Origin of the sequence: Vreelandella arctica (genome assembly GCF_037070215.1) — a bacterium.
GTDB classification, from domain to species: Bacteria; Pseudomonadota; Gammaproteobacteria; order Pseudomonadales; family Halomonadaceae; genus Vreelandella; species Vreelandella arctica.
The window spans coordinates 14,143-40,725 of record NZ_JBANSN010000025.1 but is presented as its reverse complement, the minus strand read 5'-3'; the positions used below and the strand labels follow the sequence as shown (position 1 = coordinate 40,725).

23 protein-coding genes and 1 other RNA gene are annotated in these 26,583 nt (G+C 53.9%); 11 read left to right on the top strand and 13 right to left on the bottom strand.

The window, feature by feature from the left end:
- Positions 1–142: 142 nt before the first annotated feature.
- Together glyS and glyQ are read right to left on the bottom strand one after the other, a co-directional pair.
- The gene (gene glyS / locus V8L70_RS17535; RefSeq protein ID WP_336270255.1) at positions 143–2,209 is read right to left on the bottom strand and encodes a glycine--tRNA ligase subunit beta; all 2,067 of its coding nucleotides are present in this window, start codon (positions 2,207–2,209) and stop codon (positions 143–145) included.
- The gene (gene glyQ, locus V8L70_RS17530) at positions 2,209–3,180 is read right to left on the bottom strand and encodes a glycine--tRNA ligase subunit alpha (RefSeq protein WP_101145069.1); all 972 of its coding nucleotides are present in this window, start codon (positions 3,178–3,180) and stop codon (positions 2,209–2,211) included. The genes glyS and glyQ overlap by 1 nt, the downstream gene beginning before the upstream one ends.
- Positions 3,181–3,289: 109 nt before the next feature.
- On the opposite strand from glyQ, the gene rfaD reads away from it, so the two are divergent.
- A complete protein-coding gene (gene rfaD, locus V8L70_RS17525; RefSeq protein WP_176302905.1) occupies positions 3,290–4,246 on the top strand; it encodes an ADP-glyceromanno-heptose 6-epimerase in 957 nt (318 codons plus the stop codon).
- The gene (gene waaF, locus V8L70_RS17520) at positions 4,239–5,282 is read left to right on the top strand and encodes a lipopolysaccharide heptosyltransferase II (protein ID WP_336270253.1); all 1,044 of its coding nucleotides are present in this window, start codon (positions 4,239–4,241) and stop codon (positions 5,280–5,282) included. Before rfaD ends, waaF begins: the two co-directional genes overlap by 8 nt.
- On the opposite strand, the gene V8L70_RS17515 is transcribed toward waaF, so the two are convergent.
- From V8L70_RS17515 to V8L70_RS17490, 6 genes are all read right to left on the bottom strand, one after another.
- A complete protein-coding gene (locus V8L70_RS17515) occupies positions 5,272–6,915 on the bottom strand; it encodes a sulfatase-like hydrolase/transferase (protein WP_336270252.1) in 1,644 nt (547 codons plus the stop codon). The two genes, waaF and V8L70_RS17515, sit on opposite strands and share 11 nt — an antisense overlap.
- Before the next feature lie 30 nt (positions 6,916–6,945).
- Positions 6,946–7,650, bottom strand: a complete 705-nt coding sequence (locus V8L70_RS17510) for a YrbL family protein (RefSeq protein WP_336270251.1) — start codon at positions 7,648–7,650, stop codon at positions 6,946–6,948.
- A gap of 90 nt (positions 7,651–7,740) precedes the next feature.
- Entirely contained in the window at positions 7,741–8,727 is a 987-nt protein-coding gene (locus V8L70_RS17505) for a glycosyl transferase family 90 (protein ID WP_336270250.1), read from the bottom strand.
- Complete coding sequence (locus V8L70_RS17500) at positions 8,727–9,629, bottom strand: glycosyltransferase family 4 protein (RefSeq protein WP_336270249.1); 903 nt, start codon at positions 9,627–9,629, stop codon at positions 8,727–8,729. Before V8L70_RS17500 ends, V8L70_RS17505 begins: the two co-directional genes overlap by 1 nt.
- A 138-nt stretch (positions 9,630–9,767) precedes the next feature.
- A complete protein-coding gene (locus V8L70_RS17495) occupies positions 9,768–10,550 on the bottom strand; it encodes a glycosyltransferase family 2 protein (RefSeq protein ID WP_336270248.1) in 783 nt (260 codons plus the stop codon).
- The gene (locus V8L70_RS17490; RefSeq protein ID WP_336270246.1) at positions 10,547–11,701 is read right to left on the bottom strand and encodes a glycosyltransferase; all 1,155 of its coding nucleotides are present in this window, start codon (positions 11,699–11,701) and stop codon (positions 10,547–10,549) included. Before V8L70_RS17490 ends, V8L70_RS17495 begins: the two co-directional genes overlap by 4 nt.
- A 563-nt stretch (positions 11,702–12,264) precedes the next feature.
- On the opposite strand from V8L70_RS17490, the gene V8L70_RS17485 reads away from it, so the two are divergent.
- Together V8L70_RS17485 and V8L70_RS17480 are read left to right on the top strand one after the other, a co-directional pair.
- Positions 12,265–13,581: an O-antigen ligase family protein gene (locus V8L70_RS17485; protein ID WP_336270245.1), complete on the top strand. Its 1,317-nt coding sequence runs from the start codon at positions 12,265–12,267 to the stop codon at positions 13,579–13,581.
- The gene (locus tag V8L70_RS17480; protein WP_336270244.1) at positions 13,578–14,483 is read left to right on the top strand and encodes a glycosyltransferase family 8 protein; all 906 of its coding nucleotides are present in this window, start codon (positions 13,578–13,580) and stop codon (positions 14,481–14,483) included. The genes V8L70_RS17485 and V8L70_RS17480 overlap by 4 nt, the downstream gene beginning before the upstream one ends.
- A 44-nt stretch (positions 14,484–14,527) precedes the next feature.
- Here the strand turns inward: V8L70_RS17480 and V8L70_RS17475 are convergent, their stop codons facing one another.
- Positions 14,528–15,241 carry a 3-deoxy-D-manno-octulosonic acid kinase gene (locus V8L70_RS17475; protein ID WP_336270243.1) on the bottom strand — a complete coding sequence of 238 codons (714 nt, stop codon included), beginning with the start codon at positions 15,239–15,241 and terminating at the stop codon, positions 14,528–14,530.
- Here V8L70_RS17475 and V8L70_RS17470 point away from each other — a divergent pair.
- The 3 genes from V8L70_RS17470 to waaA are packed head-to-tail and all read left to right on the top strand — an operon-like array spanning position 15,240 to position 19,049.
- Positions 15,240–16,337: a glycosyltransferase family 9 protein gene (locus V8L70_RS17470; RefSeq protein ID WP_336270241.1), complete on the top strand. Its 1,098-nt coding sequence runs from the start codon at positions 15,240–15,242 to the stop codon at positions 16,335–16,337. The genes V8L70_RS17475 and V8L70_RS17470 overlap by 2 nt on opposite strands.
- The gene (hldE, locus tag V8L70_RS17465) at positions 16,327–17,757 is read left to right on the top strand and encodes a bifunctional D-glycero-beta-D-manno-heptose-7-phosphate kinase/D-glycero-beta-D-manno-heptose 1-phosphate adenylyltransferase HldE (RefSeq protein WP_336270238.1); all 1,431 of its coding nucleotides are present in this window, start codon (positions 16,327–16,329) and stop codon (positions 17,755–17,757) included. Before V8L70_RS17470 ends, hldE begins: the two co-directional genes overlap by 11 nt.
- Positions 17,757–19,049 (top strand): lipid IV(A) 3-deoxy-D-manno-octulosonic acid transferase, encoded by a 1,293-nt coding sequence (gene waaA, locus V8L70_RS17460; RefSeq protein ID WP_336270236.1) that lies wholly within the window; start codon positions 17,757–17,759, stop codon positions 19,047–19,049. Before hldE ends, waaA begins: the two co-directional genes overlap by 1 nt.
- A gap of 27 nt (positions 19,050–19,076) precedes the next feature.
- Here waaA and rpiA read toward each other — a convergent pair whose 3' ends face one another.
- Positions 19,077–19,748, bottom strand: a complete 672-nt coding sequence (gene rpiA / locus V8L70_RS17455; protein ID WP_336270235.1) for a ribose-5-phosphate isomerase RpiA — start codon at positions 19,746–19,748, stop codon at positions 19,077–19,079.
- 175 nt (positions 19,749–19,923) lie between these two features.
- Here rpiA and ilvA point away from each other — a divergent pair, with 175 nt between their 5' ends.
- A complete protein-coding gene (ilvA, locus tag V8L70_RS17450) occupies positions 19,924–21,438 on the top strand; it encodes a threonine ammonia-lyase, biosynthetic (RefSeq protein ID WP_133733107.1) in 1,515 nt (504 codons plus the stop codon).
- Between the two features lie 430 nt (positions 21,439–21,868).
- Here ilvA and V8L70_RS17445 read toward each other — a convergent pair whose 3' ends face one another.
- From V8L70_RS17445 to V8L70_RS17435, 3 genes are all read right to left on the bottom strand, one after another.
- Positions 21,869–22,483: a 5-formyltetrahydrofolate cyclo-ligase gene (locus V8L70_RS17445; RefSeq protein ID WP_336270234.1), complete on the bottom strand. Its 615-nt coding sequence runs from the start codon at positions 22,481–22,483 to the stop codon at positions 21,869–21,871.
- Positions 22,484–22,505: 22 nt separating this feature from the next.
- Positions 22,506–22,688, bottom strand: a non-coding RNA gene (gene ssrS / locus V8L70_RS17440) — 6S RNA.
- 139 nt (positions 22,689–22,827) lie between these two features.
- Positions 22,828–23,127 (bottom strand): cell division protein ZapA, encoded by a 300-nt coding sequence (locus tag V8L70_RS17435; RefSeq protein ID WP_101145053.1) that lies wholly within the window; start codon positions 23,125–23,127, stop codon positions 22,828–22,830.
- A 163-nt stretch (positions 23,128–23,290) separates the two neighbouring features.
- Between V8L70_RS17435 and V8L70_RS17430 the strand changes: the two genes are divergently transcribed.
- From V8L70_RS17430 to ubiH, 3 genes are all read left to right on the top strand, one after another.
- Positions 23,291–23,869 (top strand): UPF0149 family protein, encoded by a 579-nt coding sequence (locus V8L70_RS17430; RefSeq protein ID WP_101145052.1) that lies wholly within the window; start codon positions 23,291–23,293, stop codon positions 23,867–23,869.
- 35 nt (positions 23,870–23,904) lie between these two features.
- Positions 23,905–25,242: a Xaa-Pro aminopeptidase gene (gene pepP / locus V8L70_RS17425; RefSeq protein ID WP_101145124.1), complete on the top strand. Its 1,338-nt coding sequence runs from the start codon at positions 23,905–23,907 to the stop codon at positions 25,240–25,242.
- A 96-nt stretch (positions 25,243–25,338) separates the two neighbouring features.
- Entirely contained in the window at positions 25,339–26,580 is a 1,242-nt protein-coding gene (ubiH, locus tag V8L70_RS17420; RefSeq protein ID WP_101145051.1) for a 2-octaprenyl-6-methoxyphenyl hydroxylase, read from the top strand.
- Positions 26,581–26,583: the final 3 nt, after the last annotated feature.

The window sequence follows — 26,583 nt, the reverse complement described above, 5'->3', positions numbered from 1 at the left end:
GCGATACTTTCTGTCCGCTATTTATATCGACTATCTTACCTCGGACTCGCAACAGCGTTTCACGTGAAACACGTATTTCCAGTCAACAAAAAAGCCCAGCCGTCTAAACGGCTGGGCTTGTGAGCGACCAATCAAGCAATGGCTACTGGGGCAGAAGTGAAATATCGGCCACTTCTAGGAATAGCGCTTGAAGGCTAGCGAGTAGGGCCAAGCGGTTGCGTTGAATAGCTGGTTCATCCGCCATCACCATGACCTGGTCAAAGAAAGCATCCACCGGTTCCCGCAGGGTGGCAAGAGTATCCAATGCTTGCTGATAGTTGCCTGCAGCAAACAGCGGGGCAACCTGTGTCTGGCTTCCGCTCACCGCATCGAACAACGCTCGTTCGGCATCTTCCTGCAATAAGTTTTGATCGACCTGGGTACTACCATTGTGCTCTTGCTTAGCCAAGATGTTAGAAACACGCTTGTTAGCGGCTGCCAACGCGGCTGCTTCATCACGCTGGGCAAAGGCCTTCACGGCGCGCAGACGGCGAGCGAAGTCGAGAGGATTGGTCACCGGGCGAGCGCGAACCGCAAGGTACATTTCAGCACTGATCCCTTCTTCCTGGCCCCAGGCGCGGAAGCGATCCAGCATATAGGTCAGCACATCCTCAACCAGGCCATCGGCCTTGGGTAGGCTCTGATGCTGTTCAGCGGCAACGGTGAGTAGCTCGCGCAGGTCAAGGTCCAGCTCGCCTTTGATCAGAATGTTAAGCACGCCAATCGAGGCACGACGTAACGCAAAGGGGTCCTTCGCGCCAGTGGGGCGTTGGCCAATGCCGAAGATACCTACCAGGGTGTCCAGCCGGTCAGCCAGGGCTAACGCCTTACCGGTCGCGCTCAGGGGAATGACATCAGTGGCGAATCGCGGCAGGTACTGCTCTTCAAGCGCCTGGGAAACCTCCGTGGGCTCACCATCCTGCTCGGCGTAGTAACGGCCCATGATGCCCTGCAACTCGGGAAATTCGAGAACCATCTCGGTCACAAGGTCACATTTGGCAAGCGCGACGGCGCGCTGGGCCTGAGCCACATCGCCGTTAATCTGCTCGGCAATAAAGGATGCGATGGCGGTGCTGCGGCGCGCTTTGTCCGCCAAGGTGCCCAGCTGCTGCTGGAAAACAACGCTTTCTAGCTGGGGAATGCGCGAGGCCAGTGTGTGCTTACGGTCGGTTTCGTAGAAAAACGCTGCGTCGGCTAGGCGCGGGCGAATGACTTTCTCGTTACCGGCAATGACCTGATCGGGGTCGGCGCTATCGATATTGGCGATGGTGATAAACAGCGGTTTCAGCTTGCCAGCGTCATCCAGCAGGTGAAAATATTTCTGGTTGGCCTTCATCGAAGAGATCAGGCACTCAGCGGGCACTTCCAGGAAGCGCTCATCAAAACTACCGGTAAGCGCTACCGGCCATTCAACCAGTCCGCTCACTTCGACCAGAAGATCTTCATCAATGACGGCGGTGGCTTCTTGCACTTCGGCTTCTGCCAACACCTGCTCGCGGATACGTTCACGGCGCTGCACGCGATCAACCAGCACGTAAGCATTTTCCAGCGTAGCCACGTATTCATCGGCATGGGTCAACTGAATGGCATCAGGGGCGTGGAAGCGATGACCGTAAGTGGTACAGCTTGCCTGTAGGCCTAGCGCCTCAGCAGCCACGACATCGCTACCGTAAAGTGCTACCAGCCAATGAACCGGACGCGAGAACTCAACCCGTGAAGCGCCCCAGCGCATGTTTTTAGGCACCGGGAGGGCGCTGATGGCTTTGCGGATAATCTCGGGCAGCAGCGCTTGAATAGACTCACCCGGCTGCTGCTCGCGGTAGCCAAGCCAAGTGCCTTTATCGGTTTCCAAATGAATCAGCTCATCGACGCTAACCCCGCAGGAGCGGGCGAAGCCTTCTGCAGCTTTCGTGGCAACGCCATCCTTAAAGGCCGCCGCCAGCGCGGGGCCACGGCGCTCAACGTCGCGGTCAGGCTGTTTATCGGCCAGCTCACGTACTTGAACCGCTAAACGACGCGGGGTCGCAAAAGCAGTCACGGCGGAGAAGGGAACGTCGGCATCTTGCAGGCCTTTCTCAATGCCTGCGGCAAACGAATCGGAAAGCGCATCCAGGGCCGTGGGCGGTAGCTCTTCTGCACCCAGTTCTAGTAAAAGCGTATTAACAGCCATTAGTCGTCTCCCTGATCGGCGAGTAGCTCTTGTAACAGTTCTCGGCGAAGTGTTTCTGGCGCCATAGGGAAACCTTCGGCCTTGCGCGACTCAAAGTAGGCGGTGGCCACATCGCGGGCCATGGTGCGAACGCGTAAAATAAAACGCTGACGCTCGGTAACCGAGATAGCGTGACGGGCGTCCAGCAGATTGAATGTATGCGATGCCTTCAGAACTTGCTCGTAGGCAGGTAGCGGCAGGCTGGCGGCGAGCAATTTGCCACACTCTTTTTCCTGATGGTCAAAGTTAGCAAATAGCTGATCCACATCGGCATGTTCAAAGTTGTAAGTGGACTGCTCGCGTTCGTTTTGCAGATACACATCGCCATAGGTGACCTTGCTACCGTCTGGGGCAATGGCCCAAATCAGGTCATAGACGCTGTCGACGTCCTGCAGGTACATGGCGATACGCTCAAGCCCATAGGTCAGTTCGCCGGTAACCGGGTAGCACTCAATGCCACCTGCCTGCTGAAAATAGGTAAACTGGGTGACTTCCATGCCGTTTAACCAGATTTCCCAGCCCAGGCCCCAGGCACCTAGCGTTGGGGATTCCCAGTTATCTTCGACAAAGCGGATATCATGAATCAGTGGGTCGAGACCGAGCCGCTTGAGTGAGCCCAGATAAAGATCCTGCAGGTTGCTGGGCGATGGCTTCATCACCACCTGAAACTGGTAGTAGTGCTGAAGGCGGTTAGGGTTCTCGCCATAGCGGCCATCAGTAGGGCGCCTTGAAGGCTGCACATAGGCCGCGTTCCAGGTTTCGGGGCCAATCGCCCGCAGGAAGGTGGCGGGGTGGAAGGTGCCCGCGCCGACTTCCATATCGAGCGGCTGAAGGATGACACAGCCTTGTTCTGCCCAGTACTGCTGCAGAGCAAGGATCAAGCCTTGAAAGGTCGACACATCAGGTGTCGATTGGTTTGTCGAAACACTCATCGCGGAAAGCACCGTTGGCCATGAATTCATAAGGCGTCAAGTATACAATCCTAGGCAGATGGGTTATAGGCACGTATGCCAACAAGCCGCGTTAGGTAAGGAGAACAGTATGATTGTGGTAACAGGCGGTGCCGGTTTTATCGGGGCCAACATAGTGAAAGCACTGAACGCCCGTGGCCGAAACGATGTAATGGTGGTCGATGATCTGCGCGATGGCACAAAATTCGTCAACCTAGCCGACTGCACGCTGGCGGATTATCTGGATAAAGATGACTTCCTTGCCAGAGTAAAAGCTGCCCTGAAAGGGGAAAGCGTCGACTTGCCTACCATTGATGCCATTTTCCACGAAGGCGCCTGCTCGGATACCACCGAGTGGGATGGCCACTACATGATGGAAAATAATTTCGAGTACTCCAAAGTGCTGCTTAACTACTGCGAGCAGCAAGGGATTCCCTTCCTGTACGCGTCATCGGCGGCGACCTATGGCGGCAGCGAGGTGTTCAAAGAGGTACCGGAGTGCGAAAAGCCACTCAACGTTTACGGCTATTCCAAACTGCTGTTCGATCAGCACGTGCGTGCGCGGTGGAGCGAGTTGACCACACAAGTGGTGGGCTTTCGTTACTTCAATGTCTACGGCCCCCGGGAACAGCACAAAGGCAAAATGGCCAGCGTGGCGTACCATAATCATCTGCAAATCCGTAACGGCGAAACCCTGAAATTGTTCGGCGCCTATGGCGGGTATGAGGCGGGTATGCAGAGCCGCGACTTCGTTTATGTGGGCGATGTGGTCGATGTGAATCTCTGGTTTCTGGATCATCCAGACCAGTCGGGCATCTTCAATCTTGGTACTGGTCGTGCAGAGCCTTTCAAAGCGATTGGTGAAGCCGTTATCGATTTTTACGGTAAAGGTGAGATTGACTACATTGCCTTCCCCGAAGAACTTAAAGGACGCTATCAGAGTTATACCCGGGCTGACATTAACCAGCTACGCGCCAGTGGCTGCGATGTGGAGTTTAAAACCGTTGCTCAAGGGGTTAAGGCCTACTTGGGGTGGCTAAATGGCTAACTCGGCTCAGCGCTTGCTGGTAATTGGCCCTTCGTGGGTCGGTGATATGGTCATGGCACAAAGCCTGTTTATGACTTTAAAAGCCCGCCAGCCAGGCGCTACGATAGGGGTGGTCGCGCCCGCGTGGTCGCAGCCTATTTTAGAACGCATGCCCGAGGTGGATGAGGTGTTGCCGCTGGCAGTTGGTCATGGCGAATTTGGCTTGGCTAGCCGCCGCGAACTCGCCAGCCGCCTAAGGGGGCGATTCGATCGCGCGATTGTATTGCCGCGTTCGTGGAAGGCCGCGCTGGTGCCTTTTATGGCACGCATTCCCGAGCGTATTGGCTTTGTGGGCGAGCATCGCTACGGTCTTCTCAAGGAGCGCCGTAAGCTCGACAAGCAGGTGCTGGATCAAACGGTAAAGCGCTTTGTTTCGCTAGGGCTGCCCCTTGAAGAAGCGACCAGCGGCGACTTTGTATTGCCCAAGCCGCGGCTGCAGATTGATCGCGATAATCTGGTTAATTTACGCCTGACGCATTCGCTTTCATCACGCACGGCGATTGGTATGATGCCGGGCGCTGAATACGGCCCCGCCAAGCAGTGGCCGATCAGTTACTTTCACACGTTAGCAAAACGCTTGGTAGAAGAAGGTTTTGAAGTACGGGTGTTGGGCGGCGCCAAGGATCACCCAGCAGGCGAGGAAATAACGCAGGGGCTTGCCCATGCCCATAACCTGTGCGGCAAAACACAGTTGGCCGATGCCGTTGACTTGCTGGCGGACTGTCGGCAAGTGGTCACCAATGACTCGGGATTAATGCATGTGGCCGCAGCAGTAGGCGTTCGCATCCATGCGCTATATGGCTCTTCATCGCCCGCCTACACGCCGCCGTTGACCGATAATGCAGTGATTCACTACCTGGCGCTCTCTTGCTCTCCCTGCTTTCAGCGCACGTGCCCATTGGGGCATACCAACTGCCTTAACCAACTGAGCGTTGACCAGGTCTACGAACAGGTTCACGCGGCTCATCAACGGGAGAGCGTGATAGCTAATGGATAAGCTCCACTTCATCGGCTCGGTCAGCGGGTGTCTCTACGGTTTGCTCTTGAGAAGAGGACGCGTCGAGCTCACGGCGCTGGGGTGAGATACCTTCCCAGAGGCGGTGCTGCAGCGCTGTCTCTTCCTGTAGGCGCTCATTGAGCACTTCAATACCATGTGCTTCCACCAGCGTACGCTGATCACTAAATAATGACGTGCCCAGCCCCGCACGCTGGCCTTCCAAGCGAAAGCCCAGCGCATCCAACACGGTGGGGAAGACATCCAGCATGGTGGCATCACGGCGAATACGCTGTGGCTGAATATCATCACCCAGCATGATAAGCGTGTTGTCGCGGTCTAAAGCGGTCAACTGATCCCACACCGACACCCGCATGGTCAGGTGGTCGCTGAGAACCACGACCAATGTGTTGTCGAGAAGCCCCTCTGACTCCAAACGCTCAATTAAATCTCGGGCCAGCCACGTTGAGCACTCTACGGAGTAAAGAATATCCTGCCCGTCAAATTCGCCCTGTTGTTCTACGCAAGATTGAGAGGGGTAACCATTGGGTGCATGACCTGCTAAATTAAGAGTTACCACGCCCCAGGGGCCGTTATTCTCTTTGTCCAGTCGCCGTATTTCGTCGGCGGTAATGTCATAAAGCGTGTCGTCATAAAGCCCCCAACTGTTTACATATTCGGGATCTGTCAGCTGTGGCTCTAACTCTTCACGCCCTTTTACGGTGTTGAACTGGTGGCCGCGATAGAAAATCCCCTTGCCTGCAAACTGAGTGCTGGCACCACCCAAGTAGCTGAGCTGGTAGCCCTGCGCCGCGAGTATATCGCCAAGGCAATCAACGCCGGGAACGACCTTAGAGAGAGGGTCAAACTGACTGTCGTGAAGGAGGCCCGCAGGCATTAAAGGCACGCCACATTGGCTGGCAATCATTCCCGCCATTGTCCAACCGGTGTTATCCATTTGGCGGACACCTTCAAAGACCGCGCCTCGCTCACCCAGTGTGTTGAGATTGGCATAGGCATCCTCGAATATATCGTTGGCGTAGGTGCGCTCAATGCTTTCTAGATACAAAAGGAGTAAGTTCGGGGCGTCACTAAGCGCTTCAGCGGGGGGCGGCTTATAGCGACGATCAAGCCAAGCACCATCGTCGGTAACAATAGCTGCGCTGCGTTGGCCCAGGCCAAAAAGCAGCGGGTTGCTTGCCAATAACAAAATAGCGAAAAAGCGCTCGGCTAACCGCCAGCGCTGGTCATGACGGGACAACCACGTGACGGATGCCAGCACGCCAATCATGATCAGCGTATAAAGCACCGCGGTAAGCATTTTACCAGCGCCGCCGTGCTCGGCCATGCCTGCCTGGAGATGAAAAAACACCGCGCCCAGATCGACAATGCCGAAGCTATCTGCCAAGTAGACGTAAACGCCCCACAGGCTTAGCGGCAACAGCGACCAGGGCCACATTTTGCGGTAACGGGCATTGGCAGGTTGGCCCCAGCGCAGCTTTAAGCCCACACCAATCCATACGGCCGCCACAAAAAATAGCGTCCACCAAGGCAGGCGGGTTAGTACCGTGACGGTATAGCCCAGACAAAGGCCGATAGTGATGATTGCTATTTTTCGAATAGCACGAGGATTCATATGCAACCTACTTTTTCAGGCAAATTCATTTCATTGATTAGCTTTGAGACCATCACTGTTTGAGGTATCACTCAGAGGCATGGCTGCGGCAAAATTATAATCACCAGCATAAACTTTTTGTGCACAGTAGGTGAATTTATCTTTTATTAATCTCCATTTACGTTTGGCGTAAAGGTTTGCTAATACACGGCTGTTGAGAAGTAAGTATGCTTTAAAATTTGTTTTTTTGGGTGAGAACCCATCAACCATAACAATTCTATATTCATCATGAGTGCCGTCTAGAATGAAATTATCAATATTAAAATCTGATGCCGGAACTCCAAAAGTAGAGAAAATCTGGATCGTTTCTTCCACTAATTCTATCGCTTTTTTAACGGTGAGCTCTCTTTTAAATAAAATCTTCCTTAACGTTCGCGATTCACCTTTATCATCGCTAATTCGATCTACCAACAAGCCAGGTCCTTTATCCGTCTTTATCCAATGATGACAAAGGCTTATTGGACATTCTCCTTTTGCTGATTTAATTTTTTCTGATACATACCATTCTGTTAGGCTTTGCTTATGGCCTTCTTTCCAATGTTTTAGATCGCGAGAAATTTTAATTAGTTTTGAAGGTTTTTTTGCGTGGTAGTAGCAAATACGTTTATTACCATAAGATAAAATATTAGCATCCTTTAAAATTAGCTTTTCGCTGCATTCAATTTTCTTGACTATACTTTTGTATGAAAAATACATGCATTATCCTTTGCGTGTAATTTTTTGTCACTAGCTTAAATGTCCAAAAAATTAAGTGACGTAATTGTCTACAGAATGACAACAGAGGTGTTAGTTAAAACGACAACTACTGAAAGACTGTTGGGTATACTCAAAATATTTCTGCATAACCAATAGGCTGATTAAGCGTTCCCGTTCTGTATCCATGAATTGAGAAAAGTAGCAGTTCGCGTTGGCAATGATCCTTTTGGCGGCGTCGGGGTTTTCTTGGTAATAGGTGACTTTCTCCTCAAGATCCGAGTAGTCCTCCTTGAGCTCAACATAGTGATAGCCGGGTAACAGAGTGCCCTCCATGAACCATGTCTCAAAGCGAGGCCGTCTCATCAAGCAGAGGGAATTAGAGGCCATTATCCATTTAAGGTTTGTGGCAACATCCTTTCCTTCGATACTGAGTACGAATTTATACTTCAGCTGCTCCTGCACCGACATGAATTGACGATGCCAAGGCTGACCCAGAGCATTTTTGTGAACATCACCCACGTTGCATAAAGGGTGATCATGAAAATCCCGCACGAATTGGCGTCGATGATCTTGGTGGCAAGCTCCCCGCCACACGACAAGATCAAGCTTGTCATCATAGGGAATAGGGTCTTTGACCGTATAGTAGTGACGTACGCGATTTAACTTAAGTAATACCGAGTTTTGATTATGCTTATTAATAGGGCGACTTTTTACCAAGGTAGCCACGCTTGGTACCGTTGTTACATCGCCGAAGAGATAGCAGAACTTCAGCTCGGGCGAAAAGTAACGCAATAGGCCCAGCAGGTCCAAGTAGTAGGTTCCGCTTTTTTCACGTTTAAAATTAGATAAGCTTATTGCCTGATCAGGTAGTTCAGTGCAGTTATCGAGACTATTACAGTAATTAACGCGATAAAGTATTTTTTTCTGCTCTTCTTTCGATAAGCGCTTTAGTGAGCGTAACAAGCGTTTCCGCTGCCACTGTAATAAAGCAGTGGGGATCAGGCGATGAGCAGTATGTTGAACATAAAAAACCAGCTTGTGAAGGTTCTTATGCGCTTTCGCAACAAGCATAGCCATTAACTCACGATTGCTTGATAGAGATGCCAATATGATGCTGTCATTGACTGAGGACTGTATTGATCTAAACGCTCAGTGGCTCTATGAACCAACCGCTGCTGAAGAGCGGCGTCGTCTCTTAATCGCATAATACTGTTGGCTAATGCATTTGCATCATTGTTTGGTATGAGTAACCCCGTCTGCTCATGCTGAACGATATCGGGTATACCACCAACGTCAGTAGCGATGACAGGAATACCTAACTGCATTACATCCAACAAAACGGAGCCCAAGCCTTCATTGCGTGAAGGAAATGCAAACACATCCAGGCCAGCTAGATAGTCGGCAATATTGCTTTTAAATCCTAGCCAGGAAACATTGCTAAGTGACGAGGATTCTGCTTTTAGCGTTTTTGCATCTTCGCCGTCACCTAAAAAAATAAACTGTATATCAGGCGCTTGTCGCTCAAGTTTCTGCGCCGCCTGCAGTAATAACCGCTGCCCTTTATGGCGATCAACCACGGCCCCTGCGTGGCCTACCAAAAATTTATTGGCAAAATCCTCGCGAAAAATACGTGTGGCGTCAGGTGAAGGGGCTAGCCGAGCGTAAGCACTTGCTATTAATTTAACGTCGCCCCACTGATTTGCTTCCAGAAGACGCTTTATAACATGGGAAAGAGCAACTCGTGCGGAGGCATGAGAATAACATTGCTGGTTAAACCACTTACGTTTGACAGGCGAATCAACGCGTCGAGTAATTAAATAGGGTGTGCCTGTTAGGCGATAGTGTAAGTAAGCCCAATGAACACCTTTTGCATCATGAGCGTGAACAAGCTGGGTATCACCTAATCGATAGTGTCCAGCCAATTGATGATTGGCTGATTGAAAACGGAGCCCCTTTACGTCGAGCAGGTGCTGACGCATGGGAGAGTCCTGTCGGCAAACCAGTGTCTGTGTAACGTGATTCGAAGGCTGCGCTGCCAGCGTCTCAATTAATAGCTCAGTCTGGCGCTCGCCACCGCGAAAACCTCGTGCCAGATTTACATGAGTAATGTGCATGAATCACCAAATCTTATTAAAGTCTTCTGCTTCAAGCACTTTAGGGTCACGCTGGTATTCGAGTAGCTTGGCGTACTTCAAGTAGCTATTGAGTCCTGCGCTGATTGCTACGGTCATTCCATCGACCCCGCCCATAAAGCCTCGCTGAAATATATATTTGCGTACAAAGGCATTCAGGCCATGTACAAACGGTGAAAATGCATTGGCGCGCTTTCCTTTCTGGAACATGATCTTCGCTGCACGACCACTGAAATTGCGTCCTGGCTTCGCAAATAACTGCCCCAGGTTTTCGAACGAGTGGTGCACAATATCGGCGTTGATTCTTTTGGGATTCGCGGCTACTACGCTAGCGTGCTGCTTAACGTCCGCAAAGCGTGCATGCTGTCGGTTGTAGAGACGAATACAGTAATCGGGATACCAGCCACAGACCCTGATCCAGCGCGAACCGATCATGTTTCGCCGACGAAAGGCAAACGCATCATGCTCGGTGGCCGCAAGGTCAAGCTGACGAATGGCTGCGACCATTTCTGTTGTTAAACGTTCATCGGCGTCCAGGCTGAGCACCCAGTCGTGCTCCACATGCTCAAGTGCAATATTTTTTTGGATGCCATCACCGAGATAGGCCTGTTGAACCACCCTGGCGCCTAGCTCGCGAGCAATGGTAGTGGTTTGATCCTGGCTTCCTGAATCTACCACCACGATGTCGCCACATACTTGGCGAACTGACGCAATGCAGTCGGCAATATTGGCTTCTTCGTTAAAGGTAATAATATTGGCCGAAATCATGAAGCAGGCATCTCTTGCAAAAAGGCAGAAGTAATTTGTGCTGGGGAAAAGCGTTCCAGCCAACGCTCATCAATCGCGTAGCCGTCAGCTACAAGAACAGCATCGACACGGGCTGCTAAAGCCTCTGGTGTCATTTCACACAGATAAGCCTCCAGCTCGCCGGTCATAATATCACGTACCCCACCTGGGCAATCGACCGATACAATTGGCGTTTGGCAGGCCAGCGCTTCCAGCAGCACGATGCCCAAGCCTTCATGCGCAGAACTCAAGATAAATAGTCGTGCATGATGCATCCAAGGGTAGGGGTTTAATTGGCGGCCGACAAACGTAACGCGTTCAGCAATACCCAGCTCAGCGACTAGCGCCTCCAGCTCGCTGCGTAATGGCCCCTCACCGACAATGACCAGTGGTAGATGAGTTTGCATTTTGGCATATGCCCGCAGCAGCAGGTGGTGGTTCTTCTGCGGCACCAAGCGCGCGACGTTAAGTAAATAAGGGGTGGTGGGCCGTTCGGGTGTGTCTTCGTGCATTGCGCTTTGGATAGCCGCTATGGGGCATGGATTGGTGATCGTACGCAGCGATAGCGGCTGCACCGTCAGCGCTTGCATAGCCGTGGCAATCTGCTTTTCGACGCCGTGCGAGACGGTTATCAAGTGTTTGTCATGAAACAAGCAACGTGCCTTGAGTCGCTCCAGCCAGGGAGTATGTCCAGGAGAGGTTTTAACTATATTTTCCAGGACGTAACAGGCGCGGGGATCTTTGAAGGACCATACCGTTTCAAAGGTGCCAATGCCGCGAAAAATAATGCGGTCAAAAGTGCCATATTGGCGCTCTAGCCTGCGTATCTCACGACGAAAAAGCTTTCCGCCCCACCAGCCTGACAGTAGAAAATAGCTTTTTCGTACCACGCTATTCAGCAGGCGTGCGGCAATCTCGATCATGCCCCCTACCCCTGACATCCACATGGCCTGAGAAAGAGCGAAGTGGTGAATGTTTACCTGTTCGTTACCTGGTTCAAGTTGAGGAGGGCGCGGCTTGAAGTACATTAGGTGGCTTTCATGGCCGTGCTCGGCAAAGGCATCCGCAAGGTTTACCGCGACTCGCTCCATGCCGCCAATTTTTAAAGTACGCACGACAATTAATACCTTCATGTAGGCGAGTCCTTTTGGTGTGGCGGAAGTTGCATGACAGGGTTGTTTAGTCGCGCTGGCGCCGATTATTAAACCAGGATAGCGCATGCTTCAGGCGCTATGACAGGATGACTTAGGAGATGTGAATAATTTCATGACATTATTGAGTGAAAGTGCCCATACAAGTAATAGGCAAGTGAGAGAAGGCTATCGACGTGCCATGGTTTTCGTTAGCGAAGGAGCCCAGATTATTTCTAAAACAGGTCTGAAAGAGAAAGGTCATAGAAAGAGTCTAAACAATAATATCTATCTTAATCAATAAATTACACCATTATTTTGATTCAAAAAACAGCTCAAGATGCCCAAGACCTTATCCACCTAGCCATCTGTTTGCAATCGCATCTGCTGATGCCCTGCTAAGATTTCGCAGCAGGTTATCCCTATATGAATTAGGCTAGCACCAGTGTGGTTTCTGGTATCCTAATGCCTTTGAAAGAATCAAATGATAACACTTGGTGAGCAACGAGCGACTCGCTGGGTATTTCGAGGCAGGCGGAGAACTCACAACAGGAGTAGGCTGATAGATGGAACGGGTTAGAGAAAGGCCGCAATGCGGTTGGAAGACAAAAAATAATGCTGTTGGTTGGATCGCATTATCTATTTATGCTTTTTCGTGGCTTATCAATTTTGACGTCTCACGTGCGGCGGAGTCAGTATTCCTTTTATGCTTTGTCATTGCTTGGTTCAGAGAGCCTGACCCAACGGTTAAGTGGAATAAAGTTTTTCTACTTTTAATCGCTTTTGTTGCACTTCAGGTCGGAGTGCATTTCTTTGCGATAGAACGCTTTCCAGATGTAGCTGATGGGCAGATCAAAGCTGCACGGCATATGACCAAACTCTTCCTTTGTATCGCAGTGGCCTGGTGGCTGAGAGGCTCTATAAATGCCGCTAAGTATTTATTGTTTATCTTTTTAGCTGGAATCGTCACTTCTTTAGTTATTAATTCAAACACTGAAACTTGGATGGCGGGGCTATCAGGCGTTCGAGTCGATTTTGGGTACACTAATGCCCAACATACAGCCTTTTACTTGGGTCTACTGCTGATCATGGGAGGGGGCTGGTTTGTCAGCTGTCTTCGCTGCGGCGCTAATAAACCCGAATGGGGTCTGGCATTGGTCTTGACGCTACTTGGTTTGGTGGGCGTCGTTGTGACCCAAACTCGGGCGGTCTGGTTAGCCCTGACCGTGATATTACTAAGCTTAATTGTCATTAACTTATTTCGTTTCGTTAAGCAAAGAAAGCGACGTTGGTTGCGCCCCAAACTAGTGTTTCCAGCTGTTGCCCTAGTAGGTGTGTTCACACTTATAATGATCACGATGGTGCCGGTCATTGAAAAGCGGCTGTTAGATGAGCAGGATGTGATCGAAACTATCGGACAAGGCAATCTAGATGACATCCCTCTCAGTAGTATTGGGATTCGTATTCATACCTGGGTGTATGGATGGGGAAAAGTTAAGGAAAGGCCCCTGACGGGATGGGGACCTAAAAGCCGAAACTCGCTGATTGATGAAGGGCCTTTTCCCGAGTGGATAAAAGAAATGTTTGGACATTTCCATAACGTCTACCTGGAAATCCTATTGGCGTATGGTGTCTTAGGGCTGGCAGCGCTGACTGCGCTGACGGTGATGGTGCTCCGAGGAACAATTATATTACTTGGGGGGGGGCACCAATATTTGGGGATGGGAATGCTCGCATCGTGGGCCTTTTTCTTCATCATAAACTTATTTGAGTCCTACCTGATTTTCAGTTCCGGTATGTATTTTTTCATCATTTTCGGTGGGATCGGGATGTCTTTCTATCTGTTCGGTGAAAAACGCCTGACCAATACAGAGGCACAATGAATATTGTTCTGTGTGCAGATGATTCCTATGCTCGGTATGGTTCTGTGGTTATGGCTTCGATTATTGCCAATGCCATTAATATTGAACAGATCCGCTTTTTCATGCTGACGCCTGGCGTGAGCGAGGAAACTAAAAATAGCCTACGCGAATCCGTTGAGCGATCCGACGCTGCCCTTGATATCATCGACGTCGACGTGGCGGCGTTGCAAGGACTCAAGGCGGGTCGCTTTGGTCTCGCGGCGCTGCTTCGCCTGCTGATGCATCGTTATCTGCCTGCCGATTGTAAACGCATCATCTACCTTGACTGTGATGTGTTAGTTCGAAGCGACCTCTCCGAGTTATGGTCTATGCCGCTCCATGGTTATATCGCTGCGGCTACCATTAACCTATATAGCTCTTCCAGCGGGGGGGCTCGAAAGTTACCAGATGGCTACTTCAACTCAGGGGTAATGCTGATCGATCTGATGTCTTGGCGTGAAAAGCGTGTGGGTGAAAGGGCTCTGGAGTGTCTTGAGAGAGAGGGCGACAACTTTCGGTATCCAGACCAGGATGCCCTGAATCGGATACTGGAAGGGGATTGGTGCTCGCTACCGGTTGAGTGGAATTTTCAACCGACGGCCTATGCGGCTGTAGAGAAGCGCTACCCGCATCTGGTTCCCCATATGGCCTCTCTGGAAACGGCTATTCGCCATCCGCGTATCGTGCACTTCATTGGGTCGATTAAGCCATGGCATGCCAAATGTGTGCATCCTTTCCAGGAAGACTTTATTGCCTATTCTCGCCATACTGCTTGGCCTATTGATAGCAAGGCATTGGCGTCCTCGCTATCGTGGAGGGAACGCATCCGTATAGCACTCAAGCAGCCTAAGATTCGCCGTCGTCGTCGATTAACCCAGGCCTAGTCCTCATAATTCAAAAACTGTAACCGAGTTCAATAAAGCGTAGGTCAGCTTGTTGCTCTATATCCTTGAATGATAGGGGAGGTTGGCGTAGCAGGTTTAAATTTGTGTATAGACCTCTCCAGTCTCTCTAAATTCGTTTTCCTCCACTTCCCTGGAGAGCGCAGCCTGCAGCGGTCAAAATCAATCAGCCAAGGCTCACCACTGGGGTCGATCAAAATATTACGCGCGTTCAGGTCGACATGATCTAGCCCTGCTTGGTGAAAGCGTCGAATTATCCCGCCGACGCGGTGTAACAGCGCTTCATCAGCTTGATCGTTGACCAACAGCTCGGCCAGCGCTTTTGCACCGGCAATACGCACGGTAATCAACGCGGCCTCATAAGTAAGCCCATAGCGGATAACACAGCCTGCTACAGGACGGGGCACTGGCAGGCCTTGCTCGAAAAGCGCAGCAGTCAATCGTAGCTCGCGAAATGCTCGAGTGCGCTCAGCGCCGGTCCATAAGTAGCGTTTTTCACTGAGCTTGGCTGCAATGCCGCCTCGGCAATAGGGCCTTAACACCCACTGTTCGGTCGGAGTTACCTGTAAAAACAGGCTGCTGCCCCGGCCTGGGGCTTCACCCACTATTAATCCCTGTTCACGCCAGTATTCATCAGTGAACAGAGCAGGATCCATTTGGTGTGTTCCCGGCGCGTCACATAAACTGTCTACATCATGTAAAATCAGCCCATTTTTCTGCCGGAGTGCCGCTAAGCGCATGAAGCCCTCTCTGCCTGTTCAGCCTAACCACATTGCCATTTTGCGCCTCTCCGCTCTAGGAGACGTGTGCAATCTCGTGCCCACGGTACGGGCGTTGCAGCGCCAGTGGCCCGATGCGCGCATTACCTGGATTATCGGCAAGGGGGAGCACAGTCTACTGGCGGGGCTTTCCGGGGTCGAGTTCGTTGTTTACGACAAAGCGACCGGTATTGCCGGAATGCGTGCGCTTTGGCGACAGCTTGCCGATACGCGCTTCGATGTACTGCTGCATATGCAACAGGCCATCCGTGCCAGCGTGCTGTCCCTTGGGCTTAAAGCCAAGGTACGCGTGGGCTATGACAAGGCGCGCGCCAAAGATGCTCAGCACTGGTTCACCCAGCACCAGCTTGCGCCGCACCCCAATGCCCATGTACTGGAGTCATTCATGGACTTCGCCCGGGTGCTGGGGGTAGAGGATGAACGGTTAGAGTGGAATCTGCCGGTTACCGACACCGCGCGCAACGAAGCGCAGGTTATCAGTGGTGAGGCGCCTTACCTAGTGATCAACCCTTGCAGCAACGTGCGCCTGCGCAACTTTCGCAATTGGTCAGTGGAGGGCTATGCCAGCGTCATTGAGCATGCCTGGGTGCAGTATGGTCTCAAAAGCGTGCTGACCGGTGGCGGCAGCGCCCTGGAGCGGGAAATCGGCGATCAAATCGAAGCGCTTTGCCAGCCCGGTAGTGTGATTAACGCCATTGGCGGCACCTCCCTGAAAGGGGTGTTGGCCCTGATTGATCACGCTCAAGCGGTGATCGCGCCGGATACCGGGCCTATTCATATGGCCAATGCGATGGGAACCCCAGCACTGGGCCTGTACGCGTCGACCAATCCCCAGCGGGCCGCCCCCTATTTGTGGCGCGACTTTGCGGTTAATGCTTACCCTCAGGCGGTACGCACCTATCTACATAAGTCAGTAGACGAAGTGAATTGGGGTCAACGGGTGCGCCACCCAAGCGCCATGATGCTGATAAAAGCCGATGACGTTATCGCTAAACTGGATACACTGCTGACCCATACTGCTTTGACTGCCAGCGCAGGGAGCACCGATGAAGATTGATTTAACCGCGTTAGAACATGCCCGTGTACTGGTGGTCGGCGATGTGATGCTGGATCGCTACTGGCATGGCGGTACCTCACGCATATCTCCGGAAGCGCCCGTACCGGTGGTACGCGTGGAAGATGTTGAAGACCGCCCGGGCGGCGCGGCCAATGTGGCGTTGAACATTACCTCGCTAGGTGGCCACGCAGTGTTGGCGGGTGTAGTCGGTGATGATGAAAATGCAAAACTGCTCGAAGCCAGCTTGACTGCTTCCGATGTAAGCACTTACTTCCAGCGCAGCGCTGAAATACCAACGATCACCAAGCTGCGCGTGATGAGTCGCAACCAGCAACTGTTGCGTCTGGATTTCGAGCAGCGCCTGGACAGCGTCGATACCAGTGAACTATTGGCCCAGGTAGAAAAGGCGCTCCCCGACTGCGACGTAGTGATTCTCTCCGACTACGGCAAAGGCACGCTGAACCGAGTAGAGAACCTGATAGCCAATGCAAGGGCCCAGGGCAAGCGGGTTCTGGTCGACCCGAAAGGGCAAGATTTCAGCAAGTACCGCGGGGCGAGTTTAATTACACCCAACCTGACGGAGTTTGAAGCGGTGGTCGGTGCCTGCGCAACCGATGCGGAACTATCCACGAGAGGCGAAGCGCTACGTGCCGAGCTTGAGCTGGAAGCGCTGCTGATTACGCGCAGCGAAAAAGGCATGACGCTGATTCGCGAAGGGCACGCGCCGCTGCATTTGCCGACCCGGGCTCAAGAAGTCTTCGATGTGACAGGGGCAGGGGATACGGTGATTGGCTTGATGGGACTGGCATTAGCGGCAGGGCATGCCTTTCCTGAAGCGATGATGCTGGCCAATTTGGGGGCAGGGCTGGTAGTGGCCAAACCGGGCACAGCCACGCTCTCGATCGCCGAGCTCTACACCGCGCTACACGGCGATAAGCTGGCTGAATTTGGCGTGATTGAGCCTACCGTGCTGGTTGAGGCCGTGCGCGCCGCTCAGCTGCGTGGTGAGCAGGTGGTGATGACTAACGGCTGTTTCGATATTCTACACGCGGGCCATGTGGCTTATCTGGAGCAGGCCAAACGCCTGGGTGACCGTTTGATCGTTGCGGTTAACGACGACGCCTCCATCGGCCGCCTGAAAGGGCCAAAACGTCCGATTAATCCGCTTAACCGGCGCATGCAAGTGTTGGCGGGGCTGGGCGCTGTCGACTGGGTGGTGCCCTTTAGTGACGACACCCCTCAGGCGCTGATCGAAGCGGTGTTGCCGGATATTCTGGTCAAGGGGGGCGATTACCGGCCAGAAGATATCGCCGGGGGCGCGGCAGTTATCGCTAATGGCGGAGAGGTCAAGGTACTGGGCTTTGAAGATGGTGTTTCGACCTCGGCGATGATTAGTTCCATTTTAGACCGCGAGCGCTAATGGCTTCATCCACCTGGCCTCGGCTTGCCTACACAGCGGCCCTGTATGCGCTCTCACCGCTGATTGGCTGGCGTATCTGGCGTGAGCAAGTACCCACTTACTCCCGCCTTCAGCGGCTGGGGTTGCAGCTTGGGCCGCTGCCTCCCGCGCCACGTATTTGGCTGCACTGTGCCTCGGTGGGAGAAGTGCGCGCCGCTCGACCGCTGATTGAGGGGCTATTAGTGCGTTATCCCGCACATAGCCTGCTACTCTCCACCATGACCGCGACCGGTGCTCAGCAAGCCCAAGCAATCATTGGCGAACAAACCGCAGCCGACCAAGAAAGGCTTGCTCATCGCTTCCTATCGTTGGATTTTCCCGGTGCTGCCAGACGCTTTGTGCGCAGCGTTCAGCCCGAACTTGCGATCCTGTTTGAAACCGAGCTGTGGCCCAACCTGATTCACGCCTGTCGCCAGCAGGCAGTGCCCGTGGCGATAGTGAATGGTCGCTTATCGCCCCGCGCTTTCAAACGCTACCAACGCCTGCGCCCATTGATGACCAGCATGCTTGCCGACATTAGCTGGCTCGCCGCCAAATCCCCGGCAGATGCCGAACGCTTTAATGCCCTCGGCTGTAACGCTGAAATCACTCGCATTGTTGGCTCGCTGAAGTTTGAGTTAGTCAGCCAAGATAGCAGTACTAAAGAGGGTGAGCGCTTACACCAGGAGTGGGGTGGGCGGCCGGTCTGGGTGGCGGGCTCGACTCGTGACGGCGAAGAAGCACTGCTGCTTGGGGCCCACCGCCAAGTGCTTGCGCGCTACCCCGACGCGCTGCTGGTGCTGGTACCGCGTCATCCCCAGCGCTTTGATGAGGTGGCCAAGCTTTGCAAAACCGAAGGCTGGACAGTGAGCCGCCGCAGCCAACAGCAGCCCGTGACAGCGCAAACCCAGGTCTACCTGGGGGATACGCTCGGTGAGCTGGCGATGCTTTATGCTGCAGGCAGTGTGGCCTTTGTAGGGGGCAGCCTAGTGCCGCTGGGCGGGCACAATGTGCTTGAACCGGCGGCGTTAGGCAGGCCGGTGCTTAGCGGCCCCTCGATTGAGAACTTTGCCGACGTGGCTGAGCCGCTTCAAGCAGCAGGGGCACTAACGCTGGTCGATAGCCCGGATACGTTAGCAGACGCCTTGGCGGGCTACTTTGCTAACCCTGAGCGCGCCCAGCAGGCTGGGCGTGCTGGCTGCGCGGCGATTGAAACACAAAAAGGCGCATTGGCCCGGACGCTGTCTGGATTAGAAGCGCTGTTGCCCCGATAACGCAGTGCCTTTATTGACGCATTTTGATTAACGCGCCATTCGCTCTACGCCATCCGCTGTACCCAGCAGTAGAACATCGGCGCCGCGGGCGGCAAACAGGCCATTGGTCACCACTCCGACGATAGCGTTGATACGCGCCTCCATGGCTACCGGGTCTTCGATCAAAAATTCAAAGCAGTCGATGATTTGGTTGCCATTGTCGGTGACTACCCCCTGGCGATAAACCGGCTCGGCACCAAGCGCTACCAGCTCGCGGGCGACATAAGAGCGAGCCATGGGGATGACTTCAACCGGTAGCGGAAAATGACCTAACTGAGGCACGTACTTTGAGCCATCGGCAATGCAGATAAAGCGTTCGGCACAGGCAGCCACAATTTTTTCGCGAGTTAGCGCAGCACCACCGCCTTTAATCATATGTAAGTTGGCATTTACTTCGTCTGCGCCATCGATGTAAAAAGGGACTGTGCCAACGCTGTTGAGCTCAAACACCTCAATGCCCAGTTTCTCAAGGCGCTCGGCGCTTGCCTTAGAGCTCGCCACCGCGCCTTTAAAGTGATGGCGTAGGGGGCCCAGGCGATCAATAAACAGGTTAGCCGTGGAGCCGGTGCCAATGCCTAAGATGGTATCCTTTTCCAATTGAGATTTAATTTCTGCAATGGCGGCATCCGCCACGGCGGCCTTTAATTCATCCTGGTTCATAGCTTGGTTCATAAAAAGCCTTGTGAGTCAGAGGAGAGTTAGAGAAAAGAGATAGTGGCGCTAGTATAACGACCTAAACGTTGCCTGCCGATGGAAACGCGGCTAGACGCCGCTATACGTAATCTGCTACCAATGAAAGCTTTGTCCGCTCACGTTTTTCTCTTGGGATACCCGCATGCTCGAAGCAACCGTCAAAAAGATCCTCCAAGCCCGCGTTTATGAAGCCGCTTGTGAGACACCGATTTCCCCTGCACCCTTTTTGTCGCGTCGTTTCAACAACCAGATTTTGATTAAGCGCGAAGATCTACAGCCGGTATTTTCGTTCAAGATCCGTGGCGCTTATAACAAAATGGCGCAGCTCACCCAGGCTCAAAAAGATAAAGGTGTCATTGCCGCCTCCGCCGGTAACCACGCCCAAGGGCTGGCCATGGCCGCCAAGCTGATGGGGGTCAAAGCCGTCATTGTGATGCCGCGCATAACCCCCGATATCAAGGTGCAGGCGGTGCGTGCCCGGGGCGCCAAGGTCGTCCTCAAAGGGGATGCTTTCGCCGCTGCCGTCGAGCATGCACAAGAGCTGATCAAAGAGCATGGCTACACCTATATTCCGCCGTTTGACGATATCGATGTTGTGGCCGGTCAAGGCACCATCGGCGTGGAAATTCTGCGCCAACACGCTGGGCGTTTAGATGCCATCTTCGTGCCGGTTGGTGGTGGTGGGTTGATCGCCGGTGTCGCGGCTTATGTGAAGTACCTACGCCCGGATATCAAAGTGATCGGTGTGGAAGCCGAAGACAGTGCCTGCCTAAAAGCCGCATTGGAGGCGGGTGAGCGTGTGGTGCTCGACCAAGTGGGCGTATTTGCCGAAGGCGTTGCGGTGGCGCAAATCGGCGAGGTGCCGTTTTCGTTGATCAAAGATCTGATCGACGGCGTTATCACCGTTAATACCGATGAAATGTGTGCGGCGGTGAAAGATATTTTTGAAGATACCCGTGCAGTGGCAGAAACTTCTGGCGCGCTTTCGCTGGCGGGGCTGAAAAAATATATCCAGCAGACCGGTGCTGAGGGCGAAACGCTGCTGTGCATTAACTCAGGCGCCAATACCAATTTTGACCGCCTACAGCACATTGCCGAGCGCACAGAGCTAGGCGAGCAGCGTGAAGCGATCCTGGCGGTGACCATTGCCGAGAACCCCGGCAGCTTTAAAAAGTTTTGCCGCACGCTGGGCAAGCGCATGGTGACCGAGTTTAGCTATCGCTACGCTGACAGCAGCGAAGCGCATATCTATGTAGGCGTGCAGGTGAAGCCCGGCGGTGAAGATCGTCAGGCAGTAATCGACAAGCTGCGTGACGGTGGCTACCAAGTGGAAGACCTGACCGACAATGAGTTAGCGAAGTTGCATATTCGCCACCTAAGCGGCGGCCGTCCCAGCGAGCGTTTTGAAGAAGAAGTGTACCGTTTTGAGTTCCCCGAGCGCCCCGGTGCGCTGATGAACTTTTTGACGCAGTTACCCCACGACTGGAACATCTCGTTGTTTCACTATCGCAACCATGGCGCAGCCTATGGTCGCGTATTGGTGGGTATGCAAGTGCCCAACGGTGATCGCACCCATGTGGCGGAGTATTTAGACGCCATCGGTTACCGTTACTGGCGCGAAAGCGATAATCCGGCCTACCGACTGTTTATGGCTTAAAGTTGCCTTGCGGTGAGTAAAAGGTATGAGCAAATAGTTGTGTGTAAGTGGTTGCTTACCTTAAACGTCAGAGCTGCTAGTGGCTTAACGTAACTTAATCCTCAGAAATGGGGCTAAAAAATGTCGTTAAACCAGTTGTCAACGGTGGCCTAATAGCCCTATAGTCGTGAGCGAAATTAAGCAAATCTGCCACCCTTTTAAAACAGTAAAGTGTGGTGGATTTAGCACATTCGGCAACGGCAAAGGTGTTGGAGAAGCGGCATGCGGCGGAAGAAGCCTGATATGGTAATGGCGTTGATGGTGGTTTTTGCATTAGGTGTACTTGCTACCGGCTATGCGCAGGCGTTGTCGGGAAGCTAATCCCCGCAAGGTGACAAATAGCATATGAGAGAGGCTGATCCTTTATTGGGTCGGCCTTTTTTGTAGCGGTTTATTGGCGGCGTACGCAGCCTTGGTCGCTGACGACTACCTGTAAAGGCACATCCCATGGCTCCACAGGCAGAGAAGCCACCTGTTGACAGGCATGGGCGACGCCGATCAGGGTAGGCGACGGCCCAGGGCGATGCATGAACGCCAAGCTACGGTCGTAAAATCCGCCCCCCATGCCCATGCGGTTAGCATTACCATCAAAGCCAACCAGCGGCACAATCAGCGTATCTAGCGCCCAGGCCGGTAGCCGGTTGCGCTGCTGAGCGCTAAAGCGTAAATCGGGCTCCCAAATACCAAAGCGGTTTTTTACCATTGGGGTATCGGGCCGGTAGGCGACGAACCAGAGGGTATTCGTGCTGAAAGGACGTAAAACAGGTAAATAAACCTCGACGTTACGTTTGCGCAGCCAGGGAAGCAGCGGCATTGGGTCAATTTCACCGTTGACGGGCAGGTACAGGCTTATACGCCGTGCGCGGCGGATTTCAGGCAGGGTTTTCAGGTGCTGACACAAGCGCTGGGCCGCAAGGCGCTGCTCATGCTGAGAAAGGGCTTGGCGTTGGCGACGTAAAAAGCGGCGAAGTGCGCGCTTATCCTCGTCGTGATGGAGGCTTTCCATGCATAGGTTCTCTCTTGCAGGGGTGTTCTCCAGAGTGCCGCTGTCGTTCTGGCCCTGAACCTACTGGTTCAGGTGGGTGGCCGCAGCCAAACCGTCAGGCTTTCCGACGCACGGACATGCACACGGGTCTGGCTAGCATTTGGCCCCCTGGGTATTACGCATAGGCTCGAGGGACTATAACGACTGGCGCACACCCCAGAGAACCCCGCCATCCTAACAGAGCGATGGCTAATGCCAAAGGGCTGGGTGAAACGTTCGCTGAGTTTTTAGGCCGTTTGTAGCGCTTTTAAACAATGTCCAGGGGAAACAACGTATGGGTAAACAACGCCTGAGGTAAACAATGACTAGGGCTGGCGTGTTTTGGCCAACGCCCGTTCAAGGCGATCATTTAACCGATTCAGGTTCGCCTCACCGGCGCGGTGTTCGTCCATGGCTTCAAGCAGCTCATGGGTGATATTGAGGGCCGCCATGATAGCAATTCGCTCACTACCCAGTACGCTGCTTTGGGCATTGATACCCTGCATAGCGCGATCAAGATAGCGCGCGGCGCGGTCAAGTTTGGCTTCTTCGCCCGTGTCGCAGGCAATGATATAGCCGCGCCCTAACAGGGTTATTTCTTTGGTTGGCCGCTTGGCATTACTCATCAAAGACTCCAGCACGGGCCAGCAGGGGGCCCAATGCGTTAACATCACAGCACAGGAAGATAGGTGCCACTCACTATAAGAGAGGCGCTTGTGCGCGGTCAACGCGCAAGCCCTATCACCCATACTCCCAGTGCCACAAATGAATACGAGGTTATCAAATACTATGTCATTGATTGATGAGCGTCAGGACTTTTCTGACGTCGCGGATGTTTTTCTACTGCATGGCAGCATGCAATCTCCGGCTTTCTTGGATGGCCGTTTGTGCGCGCTGCTGGCGCTGCGCGATGTGAGTGCTGAGGACTGGTTGGACGAAGTCTGCCAGAGCTTAGGCGTTGAACAGCCACGCGATCAGCCAAGTGCCGAGCGGCTATTAGGCTGGCGGCGGCAAACCGTAGAGGCGCTCAGCGCCAGCGACCTGGACTATACGCCGCTGCTGCCGGATGAACTGTTCTCACTGGCCGAGCAGGCGCAGGGCCTGAAAGAGTGGACGCTAGGCTTTATCGAGGTGGTCGACGAGGTAGCTGACAGTGAATTGCGTGAGCGTTGGTCACAGGCGCTGCGCGAGGCACTGAGTGACCTGGAAGGGTTAGGCCGCATCGATACCGATATTGATGACAGCCCCGAGAACGAAAATGACCTGTTTGCGCTGACTGAGCATGCTCGTATGGCCGCCATGCTGCTGTATACCGAGCAGCACCCCGGCATGCCGCAAGTAGAGCAAACCGACGCCCCCGTTCATTAATCACTTAGCCTGGAGCCTTTATGCTGTCAGAGACCGTGCTGCCCGAGATGTTACCTCGCCCCCCCGCCATTAGCGTAGCGGAGTATCGCCAGCGCCGTGATGCCTTGATGGCGCAGCTACCGGATAACGCCGCGGTAGTGCTTCCCGGCGCTGGGCTGATGACCCGCTCACGGGACAGTGAATTCGCCTTCCGTCAGAACAGTGATTTTTACTACCTGACCGGCATTCGCGAACCGGACGCGCTGCTGGTGCTGCTGCCGGGGCGAGCAGAAGGCGAAAGCGTGGTGTTCTGCCAGGACCGAGACCCCACCATGGAAGCGTGGACAGGGCGTCGGCTGGGAGCCGCTGGCGTGGTGGCCGAGCATGGGATTGACCAGGCATTCGAAAACGCGGATCGCGATGAGCAGCTGGTCGAGCTGCTGACGGGGCGCGAATTGCTCTATCTACCCCTTGATAATGGTGAGGCAGTCGCCGTGGCTGAAGAGGCCCTACACAGTGCTCAGGCAGGGCTTAGGCGCGGGCGGCCAGCGTTGAAGGGCTGGTTGGACATTAGTCCATTGATCCACGCCATGCGGCTGATCAAGAGTGAGGCCGAGATTGCCCTGCTCAAGCATGCGGCGATGATATCCGCACGGGCTCATCGGCGTGCCATGCAAGTATGTCGCCCTGGGCTCAGCGAATTCCAGCTCCAGGCCGAACTAGAGCATGAGTTTGTCTGGCAAGGCGCCAGTGGCCCGGCCTACAGCACGATTGTCGGCAGCGGTGCCAACGCCTGTGTCCTGCACTATATTGAAAACAGCGCGCCGCTGTGTGATGACGGTCTGGTATTGATTGATGCGGGCGCCGAATTTGAGCTGTACGCCGGCGATATCACCCGTACGTTTCCGGTCACTGGGCGGTTCAGCGATGCTCAGCGGGCGCTGTATCAGGTTGTACTCGACGCCCAGGTGCGCGCCGTTAGCGCTGTCCAGCCGGGTGCCACACTGGCGAATATTCATCAGGGCGTGGTGCATGACTTAACCGCTGGGCTGATTGAACTTGGCCTGCTGGAAGGTGACGTTCAGGCGCGCATTGATGATGAGAGCTATCGACGCTTTTATCTGCACTCGACGTCACACTGGTTGGGGCTGGACGTACACGATGTTGGTACCTATCGCCTGGACGAGCAAACGCCGCGCCCCCTTGCTCCAGGCATGGTACTCACCGTAGAGCCCGGCCTCTATATTCCCAGCGATGACGATATTCCTGATGCCTATCACGGTATTGGCATTCGTATTGAAGACAATGTGGTTGTGACGAAGGATGGGCATGCTGTGCTGACGGCGGACGTGCCCAAGCAGGTGGCTGATATTGAGGCCTTAATGGCTAAATAATAACCAGTATTTAGAGCATTAATTGTACGTTATGTAAATTACGTTACGAATTATTAGTTGCCTCTAGAGTGCGGCGGTATGGCGAGGGAGAAGCCGATGCAACGGGCTAAACAGATGACTGATCATGACACTGCTCAAGCGCTGACCCATGACATTGTGATTGTGGGCGGTGGGTTAGTGGGGGCGAGCCTAGGCTGTGCTCTTGCGCCGCTGATTGAGCGCTACGGCTGGCGGGTAGCCGTGATTGAATCGGCACCGTTAACGGCGCAGTCGCTGGAAAGCGCCTGGCAACCCAGCTTTGATGCACGGGCCAGCGCGATCGCCGAAGGCTCTGCTCAGCGCTTCGAGCAGTTGGGTGTGTGGGAAGCGATGCGTCATGAGGCGACACCGATCAAGCGTATTCATATCAGTGAGCGTGGACGCCTGGGGGCGACACGGCTGAGTGCTGACGAGCTGGGCGTCGCGGCACTGGGCCACGTGATTCCCAACGCCTGGATGGGGCGTGTACTGCATCGGCATCTAGCCGAGCTACCGCTGGAGTGGCACTGCCCCGCGAAGGTGGAGCAGCTAACCCCCGTAGCGGGCGGGCATCATCTCAAGCTCTCGGATGGTAGCCAGCTTACTGCTGGCTTGACGGTATTGGCAGATGGGGGGCGGTCTGGGCTTAAAGAGCAATTGGGTATTGGCAGCCGCCGAGAGCCTTACCAGCAGACAGCTTTGATCGCGCATGTGGGCGTTAGCCAGCCTCATGAGGGGGTCGCTTACGAACGCTTTACCGCCCAAGGGCCAATGGCCCTGCTGCCACTGCCGGGTCAAGCCATGGAGTTGATATGGACGCATCCTAGCGGTAGCGAAAAAGCGCGTATGGCACTGCCGGAGCGTGAATTTCTGCTTCAGCTACAGCAGGCGTTTGGTGATCGAGTGGGCCGGTTTACGCAGCTGGGTGCCCGACATGCTTATCCGCTCTCACTGGTAACCGCCGAGGAACCGGTACGGCCGGGGCTGGCGGTATTGGGCAACGCTGCCCACGCTCTGCATCCGGTCGCGGGGCAAGGGTTTAACCTAGCACTGCGCGGGGTGATGGATCTGGTCGATGCCTTGGAGCAGGGGGAACTGGCGAAGCGACCGCTGGGGGATATGGTCACACTGCAGGCCTTCGAGAAGCAGCGCTCACGGGATCGCGCCAATGTGATTCGCTTTAGCGACGGCCTGGTGCGGCTGTTCGGGCTCTCCTTTCCGCTGTTGCCCCATGCTCGTGCGGCTGGCTTGATTGGCCTGAACCTGGTGGGGCCGTTAAGACGAGGACTGGCCAGACGTGCCATGGGCCTGGAACGCTAGGCT